This is a genomic window from Agromyces larvae (genome assembly GCF_022811705.1).
GTDB lineage: Bacteria > Actinomycetota > Actinomycetes > Actinomycetales > Microbacteriaceae > Agromyces > Agromyces larvae.
This window is the reverse complement of sequence record NZ_CP094528.1, coordinates 246,595-264,620: the sequence shown is the minus strand read 5'-3', so window position 1 is coordinate 264,620 and position 18,026 is coordinate 246,595. Positions and strand designations below refer to the sequence as shown.

At 72.7% G+C, this 18,026-nt stretch carries 18 protein-coding genes and 1 pseudogene; 12 read left to right on the top strand and 7 right to left on the bottom strand.

Annotation, left to right across the window (positions count from 1 at the left end):
- Positions 1 to 43: 43 nt before the first annotated feature.
- The gene (locus MTO99_RS19265) at positions 44 to 466 is read left to right on the top strand and encodes a four-helix bundle copper-binding protein (protein WP_494337201.1); all 423 of its coding nucleotides are present in this window, start codon (positions 44 to 46) and stop codon (positions 464 to 466) included.
- A gap of 77 nt (positions 467 to 543) precedes the next feature.
- On the opposite strand, the gene MTO99_RS01150 is transcribed toward MTO99_RS19265, so the two are convergent.
- A complete protein-coding gene (locus tag MTO99_RS01150) occupies positions 544 to 897 on the bottom strand; it encodes a hypothetical protein (RefSeq protein WP_243556245.1) in 354 nt (117 codons plus the stop codon).
- 102 nt (positions 898 to 999) lie between these two features.
- On the opposite strand from MTO99_RS01150, the gene MTO99_RS01145 reads away from it, so the two are divergent.
- The 6 genes from MTO99_RS01145 to MTO99_RS01120 all read left to right on the top strand — a co-directional run bounded on the left by MTO99_RS01145 (position 1,000) and on the right by MTO99_RS01120 (position 6,366).
- Entirely contained in the window at positions 1,000 to 1,314 is a 315-nt protein-coding gene (locus MTO99_RS01145; protein ID WP_243556243.1) for an antibiotic biosynthesis monooxygenase, read from the top strand.
- A 51-nt stretch (positions 1,315 to 1,365) separates the two neighbouring features.
- Positions 1,366 to 2,292, top strand: a complete 927-nt coding sequence (locus MTO99_RS01140) for a pseudouridine-5'-phosphate glycosidase (RefSeq protein WP_243556241.1) — start codon at positions 1,366 to 1,368, stop codon at positions 2,290 to 2,292.
- On the top strand, positions 2,276 to 3,163 hold the full coding sequence (locus MTO99_RS01135; RefSeq protein ID WP_243556239.1) for a carbohydrate kinase family protein: 888 nt from the start codon (positions 2,276 to 2,278) through the stop codon (positions 3,161 to 3,163). The genes MTO99_RS01140 and MTO99_RS01135 overlap by 17 nt, the downstream gene beginning before the upstream one ends.
- A gap of 75 nt (positions 3,164 to 3,238) precedes the next feature.
- Complete coding sequence (locus MTO99_RS01130; RefSeq protein ID WP_243556237.1) at positions 3,239 to 3,466, top strand: hypothetical protein; 228 nt, start codon at positions 3,239 to 3,241, stop codon at positions 3,464 to 3,466.
- A gap of 88 nt (positions 3,467 to 3,554) precedes the next feature.
- On the top strand, positions 3,555 to 5,444 hold the full coding sequence (locus tag MTO99_RS01125) for an ABC transporter ATP-binding protein (RefSeq protein WP_243556235.1): 1,890 nt from the start codon (positions 3,555 to 3,557) through the stop codon (positions 5,442 to 5,444).
- Between the two features lie 136 nt (positions 5,445 to 5,580).
- Positions 5,581 to 6,366, top strand: a complete 786-nt coding sequence (locus MTO99_RS01120) for a hypothetical protein (protein WP_243556233.1) — start codon at positions 5,581 to 5,583, stop codon at positions 6,364 to 6,366.
- 439 nt (positions 6,367 to 6,805) lie between these two features.
- On the opposite strand, the pseudogene MTO99_RS01115 reads toward MTO99_RS01120, so the two are convergent.
- Both MTO99_RS01115 and MTO99_RS01110 read right to left on the bottom strand, forming a co-directional pair.
- Positions 6,806 to 8,530, bottom strand: a pseudogene (locus MTO99_RS01115) (amidase); the annotation flags it as partial.
- Complete coding sequence (locus MTO99_RS01110) at positions 8,527 to 9,543, bottom strand: agmatine deiminase family protein (protein WP_243558875.1); 1,017 nt, start codon at positions 9,541 to 9,543, stop codon at positions 8,527 to 8,529. The gene MTO99_RS01110 and the pseudogene MTO99_RS01115, both read right to left, overlap by 4 nt.
- A gap of 125 nt (positions 9,544 to 9,668) precedes the next feature.
- Here MTO99_RS01110 and MTO99_RS01105 point away from each other — a divergent pair, with 125 nt between their 5' ends.
- Complete coding sequence (locus MTO99_RS01105; RefSeq protein ID WP_243556231.1) at positions 9,669 to 10,292, top strand: TetR/AcrR family transcriptional regulator; 624 nt, start codon at positions 9,669 to 9,671, stop codon at positions 10,290 to 10,292.
- A 6-nt stretch (positions 10,293 to 10,298) separates the two neighbouring features.
- Here the strand turns inward: MTO99_RS01105 and MTO99_RS01100 are convergent, their stop codons facing one another.
- Positions 10,299 to 10,811 (bottom strand): LysR substrate-binding domain-containing protein, encoded by a 513-nt coding sequence (locus tag MTO99_RS01100; RefSeq protein ID WP_243556229.1) that lies wholly within the window; start codon positions 10,809 to 10,811, stop codon positions 10,299 to 10,301.
- On the opposite strand from MTO99_RS01100, the gene MTO99_RS01095 reads away from it, so the two are divergent.
- Entirely contained in the window at positions 10,795 to 11,496 is a 702-nt protein-coding gene (locus MTO99_RS01095; protein WP_243556227.1) for an SDR family NAD(P)-dependent oxidoreductase, read from the top strand. The two genes, MTO99_RS01100 and MTO99_RS01095, sit on opposite strands and share 17 nt — an antisense overlap.
- A gap of 12 nt (positions 11,497 to 11,508) precedes the next feature.
- On the opposite strand, the gene MTO99_RS01090 is transcribed toward MTO99_RS01095, so the two are convergent.
- Positions 11,509 to 11,898, bottom strand: a complete 390-nt coding sequence (locus MTO99_RS01090) for a DUF1622 domain-containing protein (protein WP_243556225.1) — start codon at positions 11,896 to 11,898, stop codon at positions 11,509 to 11,511.
- A gap of 312 nt (positions 11,899 to 12,210) precedes the next feature.
- The gene (locus MTO99_RS01085; RefSeq protein ID WP_243556223.1) at positions 12,211 to 14,217 is read right to left on the bottom strand and encodes a phosphoenolpyruvate carboxykinase (GTP); all 2,007 of its coding nucleotides are present in this window, start codon (positions 14,215 to 14,217) and stop codon (positions 12,211 to 12,213) included.
- Between the two features lie 78 nt (positions 14,218 to 14,295).
- Between MTO99_RS01085 and MTO99_RS01080 the strand changes: the two genes are divergently transcribed.
- From MTO99_RS01080 to MTO99_RS01070, 3 genes are all read left to right on the top strand, one after another.
- The gene (locus tag MTO99_RS01080; protein ID WP_243556221.1) at positions 14,296 to 15,738 is read left to right on the top strand and encodes a helix-turn-helix transcriptional regulator; all 1,443 of its coding nucleotides are present in this window, start codon (positions 14,296 to 14,298) and stop codon (positions 15,736 to 15,738) included.
- A 93-nt stretch (positions 15,739 to 15,831) separates the two neighbouring features.
- Entirely contained in the window at positions 15,832 to 16,185 is a 354-nt protein-coding gene (locus MTO99_RS01075) for a PadR family transcriptional regulator (protein WP_243556219.1), read from the top strand.
- Positions 16,182 to 17,168 (top strand): permease prefix domain 1-containing protein, encoded by a 987-nt coding sequence (locus tag MTO99_RS01070; RefSeq protein WP_243556217.1) that lies wholly within the window; start codon positions 16,182 to 16,184, stop codon positions 17,166 to 17,168. Before MTO99_RS01075 ends, MTO99_RS01070 begins: the two co-directional genes overlap by 4 nt.
- Before the next feature lie 21 nt (positions 17,169 to 17,189).
- Here the strand turns inward: MTO99_RS01070 and MTO99_RS01065 are convergent, their stop codons facing one another.
- On the bottom strand, positions 17,190 to 17,993 hold the full coding sequence (locus tag MTO99_RS01065; RefSeq protein WP_243556216.1) for an SDR family NAD(P)-dependent oxidoreductase: 804 nt from the start codon (positions 17,991 to 17,993) through the stop codon (positions 17,190 to 17,192).
- Positions 17,994 to 18,026: the final 33 nt, after the last annotated feature.

The window sequence follows — 18,026 nt, the reverse complement described above, 5'->3', positions numbered from 1 at the left end:
GCGTCGTCGGTAGCCGGTCGCCCGGGAACGGCGGTCTCCCGTGATGAACATGACGATGGACATGATGAAGGGCGCGATGTCGGCGTCGGACATGCCGAAGGGCATGGACATGTCGATGATGGAGGAGTGTCTCGAGGCCCTCTCGGCGTGCATGCAGGCGTGCGTGATGTGCGCCGACGCGGACGCCGGCGAGGGCATGGGGCGGTGCGCGGCGATGTGCGCGAACTGCGCCGACATGTGCGGCACCATGATGCGGATGATGCTGCGCATGAACGGCTGGGACATGGCGCTCATGATGTCGATGATGGAGAGCACGATGGCCATGTGCCGCGCCTGCTCGGCCGAGTGCATGATGCACGCCGAGATGAGCGAGCACTGCCGGATGTGCGCGATGGCGTGCGACCAGGCCGCGATGGCGCTCGAGAAGATGCTCGGGTCGATGCGGGAGATGGCACCCGCGATGTGAGCCCGGCCCGCCCGGCGCCGGCCGGGCGTCGGCCCGGGGTTCGCCTCGGCTCGGCTCGGGGTTCGCTTCGGCTCGGCCTACGCCTCGGCGATGCTGAATCGGCCGGCGACGCTGTCGAGCACGCCGTAGACCGAGTGCAGCGCGACCGGCTCGCCCGGCTCGAGCACGTCGCCGAGCGGTGCGTGGTGCCACACCCGATCGATGCGGCGACCGTCGAGCGCGGCGAGTTCGACGAACCCGTCGTCGTGCGCGCCGACGACGATCGCGTCGACCCACTTCGACCCGGCGACCTCGGCGAGGCGCGCCTGCATGCGGTGCAGCCGGTGGCCGGGTCGGTCGCTCGCGCACTCGGCGTGTGCCTCGCAGCCGCGCATGCCCATCGCCCGGCCGGCGAGCGGCTGGGTGGCGGGGTGCGACTGGCGGTGCGACATGATGACTCCTTGCGGACGGCGGTGCAGGCGACGATACGCGGGCATCGATCGGATGTCGCGAGCCCTCGTCACATCGTGAAACATCCTCGATAGCGTGGCGTCATGTTCATCCACATGTCGATCCATCGGCCGAAGCCCGAGCACGTCGACGACCTCATCGCCTCGATGAACCTCGTGCGGCTCGGCGGCATCGGCACGCAGGGCCTGCTGCAGATCGGCCCCTGGCGGGAGGTCGACGGCGGGGAGCGGGTCGTGGGCATCGCGATCTGGGAGTCCCGTCGGCACTGGGAGGAGCACGTCGAGGAGGTGTTCGCCGTGGTGGCGGACCATCCGTTCGACGAATGGGAGGCCGCGCCCGTCGAGCGCATCCTGCTCGACGACGTGGGCGCGATGCCCGGCAACCCCGAAGAGATCTGAGATCGGGCCGGTGCCCGCGCGAATGTCGGCGCGCCGCCCTAGCATGGCCGCATGCCCGACGCCGTGAGCCCCTCCCCCGCCATCCGCGTCTCCGCCGAGGTGCGCACCGCGCTCGCCGAGGGGCGGCCCGTGCTCGCCCTCGAGTCGACGATCCTGAGCCACGGGCTCCCGCGCCCGCGCAATCTCGAGGTCGGCCTCGCGGCCGAGCGGCAGGTGCGCGATGCGGGCGTGGTTCCGGCGACGATCGGGGTGATCGGCGGTGAGGCGGTGGTCGGATGCTCCGCCGGAGAGCTCGAACGCCTCTGCACCGTCGACGGGGTCGTGAAGGCGAGCGTGCGCGACCTGCCCATCGCGCGGGCGAAGCGGTTGGACGCGGGCACGACCGTCGCGGCGACGGCGTGGCTCGCGCACCGGGCCGGCATCCGCACGATGTCGACCGGCGGGCTGGGCGGCGTGCACCGCGGGGCATCCGAGACCTTCGACGAGTCGGCCGACCTGCCGGTGCTGGCCGATACCCCGATCACGCTGGTGAGCGCCGGTGTGAAGTCGATCCTCGACATCGGCGCGACGCTCGAGCGGCTCGAGACGCTGAACATCCCGGTCGTCGGGTACCGCACGAATCGGTACCCCGCCTTCTACGTCACCGACTCGGGGTTCGAGCTCGACTACCGGGTCGACTCCCCCGACGAGGTCGCGGCGCTCGCCCGCGCCCGCGACGAACTCGGGCAGCGGGCCGCCGTGCTCGTGGCGAACCCCGTCGCCGCCGAGGCGCAGCTCGACCCGGCCGAGCACGACCGGATCCTGGCGGCGGCGCTCGCGGCGGCCGCCGAGGCGGGCGTCACCGGGCACGACTCGACGCCGTTCCTGCTCGACTGGGTGCAGCGCGCGACGGGCGGGCGCAGCCTCGCGGTCAACCTCGAGGTGTACCGCGGCAACGTCGCGCTCGGCGCGGAGATCGCCCGTGCGATCGCCGGCTGAGCCGGTGCTCGCCGTCGTCGGCGACCTCGTCGAGGACATCGTGGTGTGGACGAGCGAGCCTGTGCGCCACGGCACCGACACGGCGGCGCGGGTGTTCCGCACGCGTGGGGGCAGCGCCGCGAACGTCGCGGCGCTGGCCTCGGGCGCGGCGAGCGCGCGGGTTCGGTTCATCGGATGCGTCGGGCCCGACGCCGCGGGCGACGCCCTGGTCGCCGCGCTCGAACGCGACGGCGTCGACGTGCGGGTGCAGCGCCGGGGCACGACCGGCGCCGTGGTGCTGCTCGTCGACCCCGAGGGCGAGCGCACGATGTTCCCCGATCGCGGGGCCTCGGCCGAGCTCGGGCCGATCGACCCGTCGTACCTCGACGGCGTGTCGTGGTTGCACGTGCCGCTCTACGGATTCGAGCGCGATCCCGCGCGGTCGAGTGTGCTGGGCCTGCTCGCGCTCGCGCGCGAGCGCGGGGCGGGCGTCTCGGTCGACGCATCCTCGACCGGGCTGCTCGCGAGCCTCGGCATCGAGGAGGTGGCGGCGATGCTTCGCGAACTCGCCCCCGAGGTGCTGTTCGCGAACGAGACCGAGGCCGAGGCACTGGGCCTCGCGGCGGGCGGCCCGGCCGCAGCGGCGGTCGCCGCAACGGTCGTCGTCAAGCACGGCCCCGACCCGACCACCGTGTTCGAGCGCGGCCGGCCGACGCTGCGGGTCGAGGTCGAACCGGTCGACGTGGTGCGCGACCTGACCGGGGCCGGCGACGCGTTCGCCGCCGGCTACCTCGCCGCGACGCTCGCCGGTGCGGCGGCCCACGAGGCGGTGCTCGCCGGTCACGCGCTCGCGGCGCGGGTCATCACCACGGCGGGCGCCACCCCGATGTGATCGCCGGGGCGGTGCCGCGACACTGGGCGTCAATGCAGGTTGACGACTTTGCCGGCGTCAACTATGGTTGACGGTATGGACGACCGCACGCTCCGCACCGCGATCGCCGCCGCCGACGGCGACGACCCGTACCGCGCGCTCCGCGACATCCGGCACGCCCGTATCGAGCTCACCCGCGAACTCGACCGCGCCGAAGCGATCGCGGTGCGCCGCGCCCGCGCCGCCGGCGCGAGCTGGCAGCTCATCGCGCTCGCGCTCGAGGTCTCGAAGCAGGCCGTCCACAAGAGGTACGGTCGCGGCTGAGTGTCAGCCGATCCGTCTATGCTGCAAGGCGGCCCGCCCCGTTCGGGGGCCGAACGCGACCCGTCCGGGTTGATCAGGAACAGGTGACATGACCCAGAGCGAGACCCCCGCTACTCGTCGATCCCCCTTCACACGTCGCGCCGACCGCGGCGGCCCCCGCGCCACGGTGCGCCAGCTCATCCCGTACCTGCTCGAGCACCGCGGCGTCATCGCGGTCGTGATCGTGCTCAGCCTGCTGCTGGCCGCCGCGAGCCTCGCGCAACCGCTCGTGGTGAGCCGGGTGATCTCGGTCGTCGAGGCGAGCGAACCGCTCGGCGGGCTGGTCTGGCTGCTCGTCGGGCTGGTCGTCGCGCAGGGACTCCTCAGCGGCTACCAGCACTACCTGCTGCAGCGCACCGGCGAGGGCGTCGTGCTCACGAGCCGGCGCCAGCTCATCGCGCGCATCCTGCACCTGCCGATCGCCGAGTTCGACACCCGGCGCACCGGCGACCTCGTCTCGCGGGTCGGCAGCGACACCACCCTGCTGCGGGCCGTGCTCACGCAGGGCGGCGTCGAGGCGATCGGCGGCATCGTCACCTTCGTCGGCGCGATCATCGCGATGGCGATCATCGACCCCGTGCTGCTCGGGCTCACCGTGCTCGTCGTCGCCGTCGCGCTCGGCACCGCCGGCCTGCTGTCGCTGCGCATCCGCGACGCGTCGCGTCAGGCGCAGGAGCGCGTGGGCGCCCTCGCCGCCGCCGTCGAGCGGTCGATCAGCTCGGTGCGCACCATCCGCGCCGCCGGAGCCACCGAGCGCGAGATCGCCGCGACCACCGAAGAGGCCGAGGGCGCCTGGAAGATGGGCGTCAAGGTCGCCAAGATCTCGGCACTCGTGGTGCCCGTGGCCGGCATCGCGATGCAGGTGTCGTTCCTCGTGGTGCTCGGCGTCGGCGGCTACCGCGTCGCGAGCGGCGCGATCACGGTCGCGAACCTGGTCGCGTTCATCCTGTTCCTGTTCATGATGATCATGCCGCTCGGGCAGGTGCTCGGTGCGTTCATGGCGATCAACCAGGCGCTCGGCGCGCTCGGCCGCATCCAGGAGATCCTCGACCTGCCCGACGAAGACGCCGGCGACCGGGCGCTCGCCCCGCTCGCCATCATGGTCGGGCCGGCGAACGAGACGGTGCTGCCCCATGCGCCCGCCATCGAGTTCGACGACGTGTCGTTCGCGTATGCCAGAACGCGCCCGAACGACCCCGCCGACCCCGGCAACGCGTCCCCCGACGCGTTCGCGCCCGAGCCCGACGTGACCGACCGGCAGCACGTGCTGCGCGACGTGTCGTTCCGAGTGCCCCGCGGGCAGCGGGTCGCGCTCGTCGGCCCGTCCGGCGCCGGCAAGTCGACGATCCTGTCGCTCATCGAGCGGTTCTACGACCCGTCGGTCGGCAGCGTGCGGCTCGGCGGGCTCGACCTGCGCTCGCTCGACCGCGCCGAGCTGCGCGCGCAGATCGGCTACGTCGAACAGGATGCCCCGGTGCTGGCCGGCACGATCCGCGACAATCTGCTGCTCGGCAGCCCGAACGCCGACGACGCCCAGTGCGAGCACGTGCTGCGGGCCGTGAACCTGGGCGCCGTGCTCGAGCGCGACCCGGCCGGGCTCGACGCCCAGGTCGGCGAAGACGGCATCATGCTCTCGGGCGGCGAACGGCAGCGCCTCGCGATCGCTCGCGCGCTGCTCGCGGCCCCGCCGATCCTGCTGCTCGACGAGTCGACGTCGTCGCTCGACGGCGTGAACGAGCGCATGATGCGCGAGGCGATCGACGCGGTGGCCGCCGGGCGCACGCTGCTCGTCATCGCCCACCGGCTCTCGACGGTCATCGACTCCGACCGCATCGTGGTGCTCGACCAGGGTCGCGTGATCGGCGAAGGCACGCACGGCGAGCTCGTCGAGACGGTGCCGCTGTACCGCGAGCTCGCCGAGCACCAGCTGCTCGTCTGAGGTCAGCCGGGCTCAGGGCTGGCACGCAGGCGCGACCGGGGGCGATCCGGATGTCGCGGAGCACGGGGCATCCGATGCTCGAGTCATCCTCAGCATCCCCGGGCCGCACCGCGCCCGGCCGACCGGAAGACGACCCATGACCCTCCTCGACCACGCCCCCGCCCGACTCGCCGCTCCGCCGCGCGACCTGCTCGACTCGCTCGCCGGCCCGATCGATGCCGCCGACCTGCTGCCGGCCGACGCGCTCGGCGACGGATTCGACGCCGTGCAGGGTCGCGTCCGCGACTGGCTGCGCCACTGGGACGCCGTGCCGGTGCCCGCCTTCGAGCCGGTGCGCGAGACGCATCCCGCCGAAGAGCGACGCAGCTCGCTGAACGCGCTGCCCACGCGCGCCGACGGCGCCGCCCGGTTCACCGCGAGCGTGTACGACCCGCCGGCCCGCGACGACGCGCCGCTGTCGTGGAGCCGCAGCTGGGCGAGCGTCGTGCGCCTGCCCGAGGCGATCGAGGACGGACGCCTGCACTACCGGTTCGCGGTCGGCAGTCGGCTCGTGCTCGACGGACAGGCCGAGGTGAGCCTCGTCTCGACGAGCGTGCACTTCGGCGCGGTGCCCGATGCGCGGGTCGCGAGCCCGTTCGACGCACCCGGGTTCCGCACCCCGCTCGCCCGGCCGCTCGTCGGTGTGCAGGCCCGCGACGACGCCGACGCCGACGCGTCGCAGTCGTTCGAAGGGTCGCTCGACGTGAAGGCCGGCGACGCCCCCGCGTTCGCGTTCGTGCTCGGCGTCGACGTGCTCATGCGCGGCGGATGGATCCGAGTGCACGACGGGTCGTCGACCTGGGTCGGGCCGGCCGGCGCCGGCGCCACCGGCACGATCGAGACCCGCTTCACCCCCGCTCCGCTGCTCGCGATGTTCGGGTGATGCGCCGACGAGGCATCCGCGCCGCGCGCGACGCGCCCGACGCCCGCGCGGAGCACCCGCGGGAGCACCGCAGCGCGGGTCACACGCCGCCGGCGACGGCGAAGGCGCCCGTCGCCGCGCCGGAGGCGCCCGTCGCGACGGCGACCACGAGGGCCCCGTAGGGCTCGCGCCACTCGCTGTGCCGGCGCGCGAACTCCTCGGCGGGCGACTCGACGGACGCGGTGAACGCAGCACCGTCGCGGTCGACGGGGACGGCGACGCCGTCGACGAAGAGGCGCAGGCTCGCGGCATCCGTCTCGCCCGTGATGCGCACGCGCAGCGAACCCGGCCGATCCGACGCCGAGCCCGGCGCATCCGACACCGATGCCGTGAGCGTCAGCCGCGGCGCCGCGCCCGAACCGGGGGCGCGACCGGCCCGGTCGCACCCGGCATGCCCGGCGAGCTCGGGGGTCGAGGGCGGCGGCACGCGCCGCACGCTCACGCGCTCGTACGCCCAGGCGTACCGCAGCAGCGCCACATCGTCGTAGGCGCGGCCGGCGAACGTGAGGCCGACGGGCATCCGCAGGTCGGCGAGCAGCCCCATCGTCACGGTCACGGTCGGCACGCCGTAGTGGCGGATCATCGTGTTTCCGGTCGACACCCACACGCCGTTCGCCATCGCGCGCTCGTGCGAAGCGGGGTTCACGTCGGCGTCGGCCCGGCCCACGTCGACCGCGGTCGGGAAGACCAGCGCGTCGAGCCCCTGCTCGTCGAGCCAGGACTCGAGGTCGAGCCGGCGCAACTCCTCGAGCCCGCGCACCCCGTCGGCGAGATCGGGGATGTCCTCGAAGCGGTCGACGAGGCCGCCCTCGACACCCGGGCGGGCGGCGCGCACCGGGTACTCGGCGAGGTCGAGGTTGTACTCGTCGAACGCGCCGCGCACATGATCGGCGATCGCCCCGGTCGGGGTCGGGAAGATGAGCGACCCGTCGACGTCGGCGAGCCGATCGAGCGCGGGGTCGCCGTTCATGGCGAGGAAGTCGTTCCACGCCCAGGTCGTGAGGTCCCACATCTCGGCGTCGAAGAACCGGGCGGGCAGGATGCCCCGGTCGACGCCGTTGCGGGCGCCCGGCCGGTCGCGTTCGGAGTTCGACAGCGCCGGGAAGTCGACCTCGACGACCTCGGCGCCCTGCGCCTCGAGGTCGGCGCGGGCGCGGTGGAACAACTCGAGCATCGACAGACGCGGCACGATCTGCCACGCCATCTCATGATCGCGGCCGAGGAACATCCGCGGCACGCCGAACCGGCGGCCCCGCAACGCGGCGGGGTCGGGCACCGCGATCGAGAACGAGCGGGATGCCCCGGGCGGCCCCGGCCGCATCGCCGACGCCGGCGGCAGCTCGACCCACGGCTGCGACCGCCAGAAGTCGCCCCGGGTGTCGGGGTCGTCGACGACGAGGACGTCGAGCAGCGCGAGCAGGTCGTCGACGGTGCGGGTGTGCGGCACGACGACGTCCATCGTGGGGGTGAGCGGCCAGTTGCCGCGCACCGAGATGACCCCGCGCGAGGGCGTGTAGGCCACGAGCGCGTTGTTCGAGGCGGGCGAGCGGCCGCTCGACCAGGTCTCCTCGCCGAGTCCGAACGCGCAGAGCGATGCGGCCGTCGCCACCCCCGAGCCGTTCGAGGAGCCCGACAGGTAGGCGGCGGCGAGGAAGTCGCGGTTGTACGGGCTCTCGGCGCGCCCGTAGACGCCGCGCTGCATGCCGCCGTTCGCCATCGGGGGCATGTTCGTGAGCCCGAGGCAGACCGCGCCGGCGGCGCGCAGCCGTTCGATCGCGAACGCGTCGGCGCCCGCGACGAGGTGCTCGAACGCGGGCGATCCGGCCGCGACGGTGAGCCCGCGCACCTGGTAGCTGTCCTTCGCGGTGTACGGGATGCCGTCCAGCGGCCCGAGCGCCTCGCCGCGCGCACGGCGAGCGTCGGACGCGCGCGCCTCGGCGAACGCGTCGGGGTTGAGCACCGGCACGGCGTTCAGCGCGAGCCCATGGCGGTCGTACCGGCCGATGCGGTTCAGGTAGCCGGCGACGAGCTCGACGCTCGTGGTGCGGCCGGCTTCGAGCGCGGCCGCCAGGTCGGCGAGGGATGCCTCGACGAGCGAGACGGATGCCCCGGATGCCCCGCTCACCCGCCGACCGCCGGCTGCTGCTGGGTGATGCAGTGGATGCCGCCGCCGCGGGCGAGGATCTCGCGCGCGTCGACGGTCACGACGGTGCGGCCGGGGTACGCGTCGCCGAGGATCTCGCGCGCCCGCGCATCGGCGCGCGGCTCGTCGTAGCCGCAGGCGATCACGCCGCCGTTCACGGGCAGGTGGTTCAGGTAGTTCCAGTCGACGAATCCCTCGGCGTCGCGCAGGGTCTCGGGCGCCGGCACGTCGACGATGCGCCAGGGGCGGCCCGAGGCATCCGTCTCGCCTTCGAGGAACCGGCGCAGCTCGCGCATGACCGCGTGGTCCGGGTGCTCGGGGTTCGGTTGCTCGTGCAGCAGCAGCGTGCCGGGGCTCGGGATCGCCGCGACCATGTCGACGTGCCCGCGGGTGCCGAACGGCTCGTAGTCGCGGGTGAGCCCGCGCGGGAGCCAGACCACGTGGGTCGCGCCGATCGCGCGGGCGAGCTCGGCCTCGACATCGGCTCTGGTCGCGCCGGGGTTGCGGTGCGGGTCGAGCTGCACGGTCTCGGTGACGAGCACGGTGCCTTCGCCGTCGACGTGGATCGCGCCGCCCTCGTTGACGAGCCGCGACGCGATGACCGCGGCGCCTGAGCGTTCGCCGACGAATCGGCCGATCAGCGCGTCGTGCTCCCAGGCGGCGGTGGGCTGGGCGCCCCAGCCGTTGAACGTCCAGTCGACGGCGCCGAGCTCGCCGCCGTCGCTCACGACGAAGGTCGGGCCGATGTCGCGCATCCAGAAGTCGTCGAGCGGCGCTTCGACGAGTTCGACCTCGGCGCTCAGCATGCGCCGCGCCCGATCGCGTTCGACGGGGTCGACGACCATCGTCACGGGTTCGAACTCGAGCACGGCGTGTGCGACCGCCGTCCAGGCGGCGTACGCCGCTTCGGCTTCGAGCACGGTGCCGCCGAGGGTCTGGTTGGGCCGCGGGAACGCCATCCAGATGCGCTCGTGCGGCGCCGCCTCGGCGGGCATGCGCCAGCCCGGTGAGGCGATCGGCTCGTCGGTCACGGTTCCTCCCGTCACGCTATTGATCACTTGATCAATACGTGTCAGGCTAGGCGGGATCGTTCCAGCTTGTCAACAGGCGAGGAGTCGCAGTGCCGGATGCCACGAGGCCGCGAGCCGCACGCAAATCCCCCGCCGAGCGCGCCGCCGAGATCCGCGACGCCGCTCGCGCGCTCGCCCTCGACGGCGGGCTCGTCGCGGTCACGCTCCGCGCCGTGGCGGCACGCGTCGGCGTCGCCCCCGCGCTCGTCGCCCACTACGAACCGAGCATGGACGAGCTCGTCGCCCAGACCTTCCGCGCGATCACCACGGACGAGCTCGCCGACGTGGTCGAGCTCGTGACCGGCGCCGGCGAGGCATCCGCCCGTTCCCGAGTGCGCGCGCTCGTCGCGACCGCCCTCGACCCCGCCCGCGACGACGTGACCGCGGTGTGGGTCGACGCGTGGAGCCTCGGCCGCCGCAATCCCGCGCTCGCCGCCGCGGTGCGCGCGGTCGCCGACGGTTGGCAGTCGCAGGTCGCCCGGATCGTGCGCGACGGCATCGCCGACGGCGAGTTCGGCGCCGATGTCGACGCCGACGCCATCGCCTGGCTGCTCGTCGGCATCATCGACGGGTTGAACGCCCAATCGGTCGTCCACGACCGGCACGACCCCGGCCGAGCCGAGATCGTGCTGCGCACGATCGACCGCGAGCTCGGCGCGCGCCCGGACGTGTAGGGCCGGTCAGAGCTGCACCGCCGCACCGACCAGATCGGCGACGGCCCTGGTCCGGCGGTGCGGCGGCCAGGCGATGACGGTGGTGACGGCCGGAGCGTCGGGCACGGGCACGACGGCGTGATCGCCGCGGAGCCGGGCCCCGAGCGACTCTGGCACGAGCGCGCACGTCAGGCCGAGCGCGACCGACTGGGTCAACTGCGTCAGGTCGCGCACTTTCGGGCCGGGGCCGTCGGGATAGCTGCCGTCCACTCGAGGCCAGCGCGGCAGGGGAAGGTCCGTCAGAGCGTCGATCTCGGCCCCCGACACGCGGTCCCGGCCGGCGAGCGGATGCCCCGCCGGCAGTACCACGACCTGAGGCTCGGTGCGCAGCTCCTCGGTGTCGAATCCGGCCGCCGGATCGTAGGGCCGCTGGAGCAGCGCGACGTCGGCGCGCCCGTTGCGGAGCAGGCTTTCGGCTTCACCGGGCCCGCAGAGCATCACCTCGACGGCGACGATCGCGCTGGTGACCGGCGCGAACAAGGGAATCGGATACCAGATCGCGGCCGGCCTGGGTGCGCTCGGCTGGCGGGTCGGCGTGGGCGCGCGGGATCGGCGACGCCGCGACACCGCGGTGCAGCAACTGCGCGCGGCGGGGGCCGACGCGTTCGGCGTGCCGCTCGACGTGACCGACGACGCCAGCGTGGCCGCGGCGGCCGAGTTCATCGCCGGGCACGCGGGCGGGCTCGACGTCCTGGTCAACAACGCCGCGATCGTCGGCGGCATGCCGCAGACCCCGAGCACGGTCGACCCCGCGACCGTGCGCACCGTCGTGGAGACCAACGTGATCGGGGTCGTCCGGGTCACGAACGCCATGCTGCCCATGCTGCGCGCCTCGGGCGCTCCGCGGATCGTCAACATGTCCAGCAGCGTCGGCTCGCTCGCGCTGCAGACGGCATCCGGCGTCGACCTGGGGCCGGTCCCCGCCGCGTACCTGGCCTCGAAGACCTTCCTCAACGCCCTCACGATCCAGTACGTGAAGGAACTGGGCGATACGGGCATCCTGATCAACACCGGCTGCCCGGGTTTCACGGCCACCGACCTCAACGGCTTCAGCGGGGACCGCACGCCGGAGCAGGGTGCGGCCATCGCGATCCGTCTCGCGACCCTGCCCGCCGACGGGCCGACCGGCGGGTTCTTCGACGACGCCGGGCCCGTGCCGTGGTGACGATGCGGGCGGTCAGGCGGGGTCGGCCGCGCGCGGTGCGACTGACGGTTCGGCCTCGTCGCCGGCGGTGCGGCGCTGCCACGGCCATCGACCCGCGATCTCGAGCTCCAGCGACCAACTGAGGAAGGTGCGGATGAGCACGATGATCGCCAGCACGATCACCGAGTCGAGCGTGGGCGTGACGGCGACGGTCTTGACGATGTCGGCCGCGACGAGCAGCTCGAGCCCGAGCAGGATCGCCCGCCCCAGCACGCGCCGGAATCGCACGTACACGGGCCCGCGACGGCCGACCGCCCGCACCGCGGCATCCCCGAAGGCGTACAGCACGCCGACCACGATCGCGACGACGCCGGCGACGTCGATGATCTCGCCGACCGTCTGGATGGCCTCGCCGAACTCCATGCGTCCCCCTCGGGGCCACGGTACCGGCGCGACCCGCGTCGGCGGCGGCGAACCGCCGCCGCCCCGCCATCGGCGCGCGTGCGCGGTCGGCGGGCGAAGACACGGGTGCCCCGGGGCGCGCCTTCCCGTGCACGCCACCGGGGCATCCGTCACGTCCCGCAGCCGGGAGTCGATCACCGACCCGGGAACCCTCGGTCCGGGCGACTCCGGCACTGATGCGCGTGTGGCATATCTCGTGGGCGGTCCACAGGTTGCCCATGCCACCGGCGCATCAGTGCCGGAGTCGCCGCGACCCGGCGCCTCCGTCGAACGCTACGACTGCGTCGCCCGCTCGAGGTGGTAGCGCAGGCTCGCCAGTTCGGCGCGCAGCGCCGCCGGCACCCGGTCGCCGAACTGCGCGAAGTACTCGTCGGTGAGGTCGCACTCGGCGAGCCACGACGCGGGGTCGACGTCGAAGAGGTGCGCGACCGTCTCGTCGGACAGGTCGAGACCGTCGAGGTCGAGCGAGCCGGGTGCGGGCAGCAGGCCGATGGGCTCCTCCACGGCGTCGGCCGTGCCCTCGATGCGGCCGACGATCCACTCGAGCACACGCGAGTTCTCACCGAACCCGGGCCAGAGGAACGACCCGTCGGCACCCTTGCGGAACCAGTTCACCTGGAAGATCTTCGGCGCCTGCTCGCCCAGGATGCGACCCATCTTCACCCAGTGACCCCAGTAGTCGGCCATGTTGTATCCGCAGAACGGCAGCATCGCGAACGGGTCGCGGCGCAGCTCGCCGACCGTGCCCTCGGCCGCGGCGGTCTTCTCCGACGAGATCGTCGCGCCCATGAACACGCCGTGCTTCCAGCTGCGGGCCTCGGCGACGAGCGGCACGTTCGTCGCCCGGCGCCCGCCGAACAGGATCGCGTCGATCGGCACGCCGTCGTGTGCGTCCCAGTCGTCGGAGATCTGCGGGCACTGCGCCGCGGCCACTGTGAACCGCGAGTTCGGGTGCGCCGCCGGGCGACCCGAATCGGGCGTCCACGGGCGGCCCTCCCAGTCCGTCAGCTCGGCGGGCGGAGCATCCGTCAGCCCCTCCCACCAGACGTCGCCGTCAGGTCGCAGCGCGACGTTCGTGAAGATCGTGTTGCCCCACAGCGTCTGCACCGCGGTCGGGTTCGTCGACTCCCCCGTGCCGGGCGCGACGCCGAAGAACCCCGCTTCGGGGTTGATCGCGTAGAGCCGGCCGTCCTCGCCGGGACGCATCCAGGCGATGTCGTCGCCGATCGTCTCGACCTTCCAGCCGGGGATCGTGGGGCGCAGCATCGCGAGGTTCGTCTTGCCGCACGCCGACGGGAACGCCGCAGCCACGTGGTACGCCTTGCCCTCGGGCGAGGTGATCTTGATGAGCAGCATGTGCTCCGCCAGCCACCCCTCGTCGCGCGCCATGACCGAGGCGATCCGCAGCGCGAAGCACTTCTTCGCGAGCAGCGCGTTGCCGCCGTACCCCGAGCCGTACGACCAGATCTCACGCGAGTCGGGGAACTGCACGATGTACTTCGTCTCGTTGCAGGGCCAGTCGACCTCGGCGCGCCGGTGCCCGACGGCGTCGACGAGCGGGTACCCGACCGAGTGCACGGTGCGCACCCACGGCTCGCCCTGCTCGATGAGCCGGACCACCTGCTCGCCCATGCGCGTCATGATGCCCATCGACAGCACCACGTAGGGCGAGTCGGTGATCTCGACGCCGAGCTGCGAGATCGGGCCGCCGAGCGGGCCCATCGAGAACGGCACGACGTACATCGTGCGACCCTTCATCGAGCCGGCGAACACGCCGTGGAGCTCGTCTCGCATCTCGCGCGGGTCGCGCCAGTTGTTCGTGGGGCCGGCATCCTCTTCGTAGGTCGAGCAGATGAAGGTGCGGTCCTCGACGCGGGCGACGTCGCCCGGGTCCGTGCGGGCGAGGTAGCTGTTGGGCCGCCACTCGGGGTTCAGCTTGATCAGCTTGCCCTCGGCGACCTGCTGCCGGGTCAGGCGGTCGGCCTCCTGCAGCGAACCGTCGCACCAGACGATCTCGTCGGGCTGGGTGAGCGCGGCGATCTCGGCGACCCAGGCGGCGAGCGCGCGGTCGGTGGTGCCGGCCGCCCCCTGAGCCTGTCGAAGGGCGGCCTGTCGAAGGCCCGCCTCCCGAAGGCCCGCCTCTCGAAGGCCCGCCTCTCGAAGGGCGGATGCCTCGCGGCCGTCGTACTCGGATGCGCCGGTGCCGGCGCTGAGGTCGGAGATCGTCATCATCGAGCCCTTCGATCGACCGGGTGGATGCCCCGGGATGGTTCGTTGCATCCAGAATCCGTCAGATCGTGACATCCGATAGGCCGATTCTGCTCGAAAGATCTGGTGATCTTTCGATACCGTTAAGCCATGAAGGCAGGCACCCCCGACCTCGCGACGCTCGGCCACCGCATCCGCCACTTCCGCGGCGAGCGCGGACTCACCCTCGACCAGCTCGGCGAACTGGTCGGGCTCGCCGGCAGCCAGCTCTCGCTCATCGAGAACGGCAAGCGCGAGCCGAAGCTGTCGACGCTCGACGCCCTCGCGGCCGCCCTCGACGTGCAGCTCGCCGACCTGCTCGCGCGCGAAGCCCCGAGCCCGCGCGCGGCGCTCGAGCTCGAACTCGGGCGAGCACAGGCGTCGCCGCTGTACCAGAGCCTCGGCCTGCCGCCCGTGCGGCCCGGCCGCGGCATCAGCGACGAGACGCTCGCGGCGATCGTCGGCCTGCACCGCGAACTGCAGCGCCGCGCGAGCGAGGCGATCGCCACGCCCGAGGAGGCGCGCCGCGCCAACACCGAGCTGCGCGAGCGCATGCGCGCCCGCGACAACCACCTGCCCGACATCGAGGAGCTCGCCGAGGAGCAGGTGCGCGCCTCGGGGCACCGCTCGGGTGCCCTGACCCACCGCGAGGTGAGCGTGATGGCCGAGCGGCTCGGCTTCAAGCTCATCTACGTCGACGACCTGCCCGGCTCGACGCGGTCCATCACCGACCTCGCGAACGGGCGCATCTACCTGCCGCCGGCGTCGATCCCCGGCGGCCACGGTCTGCGCTCGATGGCGCTGCAGGCGATGGCGCACCGGCTGCTCGGCCACCAGCCGCCCGCGAGCTACGACGAGTTCCTCTGGCAGCGGCTGCAGATCAACTACTTCGCGGCCGCGTGCCTCATGCCGCAGGAGGCATCCGTCGCGTTCCTGTCGCAGGCCAAGAAGGAGAAGCGGCTCGCGATCGAGGATTTCCGGGACGCGTTCGGCGTGACCCACGAGGCGGCCGCGCTGCGGTTCTCGAATCTCGCGACGGTGCACCTCGACATGACGCTGCACTTCCTGCGGGTGAACGGCGACGGCGCGCTGCTGAAGGGGTACGAGAACGACGGGATCCCGTTGCCGACCGACGTGACCGGCTCGATCGAGGGGCAGTGGGTGTGCAAGCGGTGGAGCGCGCGCCGCGCGATCGAGCACACCAACCGCACCACCGAGAACTACCAGTACACCGACACCCCGGCGGGCACGTTCTGGTGCGCCACGCAGACCGGGCGCACGGATGCCACGGAGTTCTCGATCACCGTCGGCGTGCCGTTCAACCAGGCGAAGTGGTTCCGCGGGCGCGAGACGACGGTGCGTGCCGAGTCGCACTGCCCCGACGAGTCGTGCTGCCGGCGGGCTCCCGACACGCTCGCCGAACGCTGGGCCGGGCAGGCGTGGCCGAGTGCGCGCCTGCACGCGCACGTGCTGTCGCCGCTGCCGTCGGGCACCTTCCCGGGGGTCGACGACGCCGAGGTCTACGCCTTCCTCGAGGCCCACGCCGAGCAGTAACGGCTCGACGCGGACGGATGTCGCGAGCCCGCGACATCCGTTACTGTGATGTTTCTCTTGCAATAGTGTGTGTCGCACAGTATCGTGTGAGTCATGAACCTCCGAGACGAGACGACCGCGGGCCACGTGCAGGAGCTGCGCCGCGGCACGGTCGTGCTCGCGTGCCTCATCCGACTGCGCACGCCCGACTACGGGTACGCACTGCTCGAGTCGCTCGACGCGATCGGCATCGCGGTCGACGCGAACACGCTGTACCCGCTGCTGCGCCGACTCGAGAAGCAGGGCCTGCTCACCAGCGAGTGGAACACCGATGAGGCCAGGCCCCGCAAGTTCTACCGCACCAGCCCCGACGGCGAGCAGCTCGCCGCCGCACTCACCGACGAATGGCACCTGATCGATCGAGCGATCTCGCGCCTCACCGACCCCACCGATGGAGACGAATCATGACCGCCGCATCCCTCACCGACCGCTACGTGTGGGCCGCCGCACGCAACGTCCCCGAGGCCCAGCGAGCCGACCTGCAACGCGAACTGCGCGAGCGCATCGGCGACGCCGTCGACGCGCTCGTCGATCAGGGCCACGACGCAACCGACGCCGAGCGCGCCGCGCTCACCGACCTCGGCGACCCGGGCGCGCTCGCCGCCGCGTACGTCGACCGACCGTTCTTCCTCATCGGGCCGCGCTACTACCTCGTCTGGTGGCGGCTGCTGAAGCTGCTCGCCGCGATCGTGCTGCCGATCATCGCCGCCGTCATGGTGTTCGTGCAGTTGCTCACGGGCGCGACCGTCGGCGAAGCCATCGGCACCGTGGTGTCGGTCACCCTCACCACCGCGGTGCACCTCGCGTTCTGGACGACGCTCGTGTTCGCGGTGCTCGAGCGCACCCCCGCTGCCGAAGGGCAGCGCGGCATCGACGAGCCGTGGACGGTCGACCGGCTTCCGCAACTGCCCGACGAGGTCCGGCCGCACCGGGTGAGCGATCTCGTCGCGTCCCTCGTCGGGCTCGCGGTCTTCGCCGGCCTCATCGTGTGGCAGCAGTTCGGCGGGGTGATCCTCGACGGCCGCGGCATGCCGCTGCTGAACCCCGAGCTGTGGAGCTTCTGGCTGCCGTACTTCCTCGTGCTCATCGCCGTGACGGCGGCGTTCTCGGTGGCGATCTACGCCTGGGGCTGGACCTGGTGGCTCGCGCTCGCGAACCTCGCCCTGCAGGTCGCATTCACGGTGCCCGCGCTGTGGCTGCTGCTCACCGGGCAGCTCGTCAACCCCGACGCGCTCGACGCCATGGGGTGGCCGTGGGGCGACTCCGACGAGGTCATCGTCCCGCTCATCGTCACGGCCTTCATCGCCGCCGCGATCTGGAACGTCATCGACGGCGCCGTCAAGGCCTGGCGGGCGGGCGGCGCGCGCCGCGAGGCATCCGTCGCCCGCTGACGAACGCCACGACGGGGCCCGCTACTTCGGCTGCATGCGGATCGCCCCGTCGAGGCGGATCGTCTCGCCGTTCAGCAGCGGGTTCTCGACGATGTGCCGCACGAGCGCGGCGTACTCGGCCGGGGTGCCCATGCGCGACGGATGCGGGATCTGCTCCTCGAGCGAGCGCTGCACCTCGTCGGGCATGCCCGCCATCATCGGCGTCCGCATGATGCCGGGGGCGATGGTCACAACCCGGATCAGCAGCTTCGACAGGTCGCGCGCGAGCGGCAGCGTCATCGCCGCGACACCGCCCTTCGACGCCGCGTACGCGGCCTGCCCGATCTGCCCGTCGAAGGCCGCGACCGACGCGGTGTTCACGATGACGCCGCGCTCGGCGGTGTCGGGGACCCCGGGCAGCGCCTGCGACTCGACCGGGTCGTTCGCCGCCATCGCGGCTGCGGCGAGACGCGCCACGTTGAAGGTGCCGATCAGGTTCACCCGGATCGTGCGCTCGAACGCCGCGAGATCGAGCGGCCCCTCGCGGCCGACCGTACGCCCGGCGGTCGCGATGCCCGCGCAGTTCACGGCCACGCGCAACGGCGCGCGCCGGCGCACCAGGTCGATCGCGGCCTGCACGGATGCCTCGTCGGTGACGTCGGCAGCGGCGAACCGCACGCTGCCGCCCGTGGCATCCGCGAGCTCGGCGGCCACGTGATCGCCGGGCGCGGTCGGCAGGTCGACGATGACCACCTCGGCACCCGCTGCCGCGAGCACCTGCGCGGTGCCGCGACCGAGCCCCGACGCCCCGCCGGTGACGATCGCTCCTCGGCCGTTCAGTTCCATCGATGGGTCCTCTCGAAAGGCCCGCTGAGCCGG

Excerpts from the sequence above, each read along its gene's own strand:
- MTO99_RS01090 (WP_243556225.1), bottom strand. The coding sequence starts at position 11,898 with ATGGAGTTCGGCGAGGCCATCCAGACGGTCGGCGAGATCATCGACGTC.
- MTO99_RS01120 (WP_243556233.1), top strand. The coding sequence starts at position 5,581 with ATGACCCTCCTCGACCACGCCCCCGCCCGACTCGCCGCTCCGCCGCGC.
- MTO99_RS01065 (WP_243556216.1), bottom strand. The coding sequence starts at position 17,993 with ATGGAACTGAACGGCCGAGGAGCGATCGTCACCGGCGGGGCGTCGGGG.
- MTO99_RS01150 (WP_243556245.1), bottom strand. The coding sequence starts at position 897 with ATGTCGCACCGCCAGTCGCACCCCGCCACCCAGCCGCTCGCCGGCCGG.
- MTO99_RS01140 (WP_243556241.1), top strand. The coding sequence starts at position 1,366 with ATGCCCGACGCCGTGAGCCCCTCCCCCGCCATCCGCGTCTCCGCCGAG.
- MTO99_RS01075 (WP_243556219.1), top strand. The coding sequence starts at position 15,832 with ATGAACCTCCGAGACGAGACGACCGCGGGCCACGTGCAGGAGCTGCGC.
- MTO99_RS01130 (WP_243556237.1), top strand. The coding sequence starts at position 3,239 with ATGGACGACCGCACGCTCCGCACCGCGATCGCCGCCGCCGACGGCGAC.
- MTO99_RS01145 (WP_243556243.1), top strand. The coding sequence starts at position 1,000 with ATGTTCATCCACATGTCGATCCATCGGCCGAAGCCCGAGCACGTCGAC.
- MTO99_RS19265 (WP_494337201.1), top strand. The coding sequence starts at position 44 with ATGAACATGACGATGGACATGATGAAGGGCGCGATGTCGGCGTCGGAC.
- MTO99_RS01070 (WP_243556217.1), top strand. The coding sequence starts at position 16,182 with ATGACCGCCGCATCCCTCACCGACCGCTACGTGTGGGCCGCCGCACGC.
- MTO99_RS01125 (WP_243556235.1), top strand. The coding sequence starts at position 3,555 with ATGACCCAGAGCGAGACCCCCGCTACTCGTCGATCCCCCTTCACACGT.
- MTO99_RS01085 (WP_243556223.1), bottom strand. The coding sequence starts at position 14,217 with ATGCAACGAACCATCCCGGGGCATCCACCCGGTCGATCGAAGGGCTCG.
- MTO99_RS01110 (WP_243558875.1), bottom strand. The coding sequence starts at position 9,543 with ATGCCCGCCGAGGCGGCGCCGCACGAGCGCATCTGGATGGCGTTCCCG.
- MTO99_RS01080 (WP_243556221.1), top strand. The coding sequence starts at position 14,296 with ATGAAGGCAGGCACCCCCGACCTCGCGACGCTCGGCCACCGCATCCGC.